This window comes from Alteromonas alvinellae (assembly GCF_902705805.1).
This window is the reverse complement of record NZ_CACSIH010000056.1, coordinates 1-3350: the sequence shown is the minus strand read 5'-3', so window position 1 is coordinate 3350 and position 3350 is coordinate 1. Positions and strand designations below refer to the sequence as shown.

The 3350-nt window shown below is 42.3% G+C and carries 2 protein-coding genes; both read right to left on the bottom strand.

The genetic code is table 11. The features are described 5' to 3' along the window. Positions 1-269 precede the first annotated feature (269 nt). Positions 270-1892 (bottom strand): hypothetical protein, encoded by a 1623-nt coding sequence (locus ACX5KA_RS03985; RefSeq protein WP_458730474.1) that lies wholly within the window; start codon positions 1890-1892, stop codon positions 270-272. A 14-nt stretch (positions 1893-1906) separates the two neighbouring features. Next, the gene (locus ACX5KA_RS03980; RefSeq protein ID WP_458730473.1) at positions 1907-3211 is read right to left on the bottom strand and encodes a hypothetical protein; all 1305 of its coding nucleotides are present in this window, start codon (positions 3209-3211) and stop codon (positions 1907-1909) included. Positions 3212-3350: the final 139 nt, after the last annotated feature.

Genomic DNA, 3350 nt, shown 5'->3' with positions numbered 1-3350 from the left:
CCACAATAAACCTAGGCAACGACTGGGATAGTGCCCCAACGGTTTATCAGGTTGGTGATACTGATGGTGATGGCGTGCCTAATGTGGTGGTGTTTGGGGGGCGTGAGGGTCAGGCAGTATTTAAATTGCACTAGTGTGCTTTTTGAAATTAGGTCTAATAGATATTTCAAATACTGAGATAATCAGTGACGCAAAACCAAATATTGTACATAAAGAAGAGGGGCTTAAATTTAATTAAGCCCCAACTTTCTACGTTTAAAATAATTGCTTTATTGACTCGCGCTTAGCACTTCCAATACGCTTTCACCCAGCTTGTCATAGCCGTAAACTACAATGTCAGCTAATCCATCACCGTTTATATCAGGTGAAGGCATGACGGTGGGTGCTTCTGACCAGTCGGTGTCAGTAACAAAGTCATCAACTTTGAGGTTATCGAGGTTTTTGACAGAAACTTCGAACTTACCATCCGACATTCTGTTTCCTGCAAGCGCAAAATCTAGAACGCCATCGCCGTCAACATCATTTACTTCATAGAAGTTTGGTGCCTCTACCGTTACTGGCCACCCTAGGTTTGCAAGCGTTGTACCTCTATCAGTTCCGTCTTTTATTATAAACTGATAGCGGTTTGCGCCTTCCCTTAGACCTCCTACAGCAAAATCTTTAACTCCATCAAAGTTAATATCATTTATTATTAATGGCTTATGGTCTGCCATATCTGCAGGCCAACTGTAAATACCTAAAGAGCCTACTCGATCAGCACCACTTTTCGTGAAAAGCTGTATACGCGAACTACTTAGCCTACGCCCATACAGGCCTACGTCATCAATACCATCAAAATCTATATCTGGTAATGATAGCCATTGATACTCAGCCCAATCGTCACCGAAATTGTAAGAAGGCAGTTTGTTTCTATCGTCGCTGCCGTCAATTACCCGAACTTGTACTTTATTGTTACGTTTAATAACTCCTATCATGCCAACTTCTGGAATATCGTCGCCATTCATATCGTTAAGTTGAATATACTTAGGGTTGTACATGAATGACGGATAGGCGTATCTACGTATTAAATCGCCGCTAATTCCGTCTCGAACAAGAATTTGCGGTCTATCGCCATCGTAGAACTCCCCCTGCATCGCCACTTCAGCTATACCATCTCCTGTTAAGTCGGCTAAAGGTGTGAACGTAGGGTTATGCCAGTTACCAGCCCAATTAAACGTGCTCGTGGTTGCTGCTGTTTTTGTATCCTTAACAATAAGTTTGCTGGTTTGCCCTGCGTTACTTCCAGGTGCTTCGATCACACCAAATAGCCCTATTTCTTGGCTTCCATTACCATTGGTATCATCAAGAATATGAGCAGTGAACGACTTATAAGTATTTGGGAATACGAAAGAGTTAATTAGCTCGTCATTAACTTTGTCGTAGATAGACGCGCTTACAACGCCATCTCCATCTTCGTAAATTACGACTAGGTCACTTACCCCATCGGTGCTTATATCGCTGATGGTCATAGCATAACGAATCGTTTTCGGTACTTCAGGCGTTGATGGGAAGGGGTCCTCTCCGTCTACAATGCCGTCGCCATCACTATCTTCGTCATTCGGGTTCAGCCCTACCGATAGTTCATAATTATCACCTAAACCATCGTTATCAGAATCTTCCCAGTCATTAGGATCCAGAGGGAATGCGTCTATGTTGTCAGCATATCCATCGTTATCGTCGTCGTTATCTCGGATATTTAAAACAGCGTCACCATCAGTATCCAAATACTCTGAATTACCGCCATCTTGCCAGTTTGCTAAATCCCAGTTGCCTATACTCCAATCTAAGTCACTTGCTGCTGCACCGCCACTAAAACAAAGGGCTATTGAAACAGCTATATATCGCTTTTTCATATTAGCTCCTTTATTTAGTTGCCTCTCGCACTTTTAAAAGCATCAATCATTTCTTGGTAACCGCCTGCGTTTAAACACCCGTTGTTGAAAGCATTTACGTCTACACCATCAATTTCGAGTGTTCCAAAATGACATGAGGTTTGGCTCTCTAGAATTGACGTTCCGCCAATTAGTGCAGAAAGGCCTCCATCGGCTGTATTTAGGAATGCGGAGTCACTGAAAGATGACTCGTTGGCTACAAAGTTAGATTGACCGTAAACATTAACGTTGCCTGAAATATCGACTTGATAAAAATCGAGAGTAGAGCCCATATTCACCTCTACGTTTGCGACGTTTGCACCTCCTAAATGAGCGTGAGAGTTTCCATAAACAGATAAACTGACTATAGAATCCCCACCATAGATAAAGCTTGAATTTTGATGCACGTTTACGTGGTTAAGTGGTGTATCGTAAAACTCAAGCTTTGCATTGTGTTCTGATACAACTTCACCAGAAAACGAGGAGTTTGTGAGGGTTACCATGCTCCCATTAGCTCTTAGCGTATTAGAGGTTACACCTGAAGCGTTCATTACTGAGTGGTAGACGTTAATTTCTGTGTTCGGTGCTAAAATTTCAGTACCGACAATTGAGCTACCGTTATCTATAGCAATATGCCCTTGTGTTATGGTAAGCGCAGTTCCCCAACCCCGCCATGATGAATTTACATCCAATTGAAGTGCATGGTCTACCGCGTTAATACTAATGTTGTTCGATCCTCTAAAGGAACCGCTTTGCATGCTTATGCCTGTATTTACATTCGCAATTGAGACATCGCCTATCGTTCTTAGTAACCCTCCATTTCTTACACCTATACCCACCTCGAATCCATTGATTGCAATGTCACCTACATATACTTGCCCACCTTCTTGGACGTAGATACCAGCATAAGCGTCGCCATCGGCTCTGTTAATAGAAACATTGGTGACAGAACCGTGACCATTCCTAGAGTACGCGACAGGTATTGCACCAGATGTGACTACTGACAAGTCTCGTAAATACAAACCTCCGCCAAAGGTAGCCCATAAATTTATACTGCCTGTTAAGTCATTATCGATAAGAGCAGCGCTATCATCTACACCTGTTATAAAAATGACTTGTCCATGAACTTGGATCAATGGTTCCTCCTCATTTCGAGGTACTGTGATATCACCATAACAGCTTCCTGCTATTGAAAAACTTATGCTTTGCGTGAATTTATTTGCTAAGTACGCTTCATTGAGTGCAGCAGGGTTTTCTGTACAGTCGATATCTAAAGACAAGGTACCACCATTATTTGGCATACCATTGGCTTCAAGTTCATTTAGTCGTGAGTTTAAGAAGTCAAAGTTTTCATTAACCTCAGATGCCTTTGCCGGCGTTGAGGGCGAAAAAATATGAGGAATTGATTCTTCAGGGCAAGATCATGAACATAAATCGTTC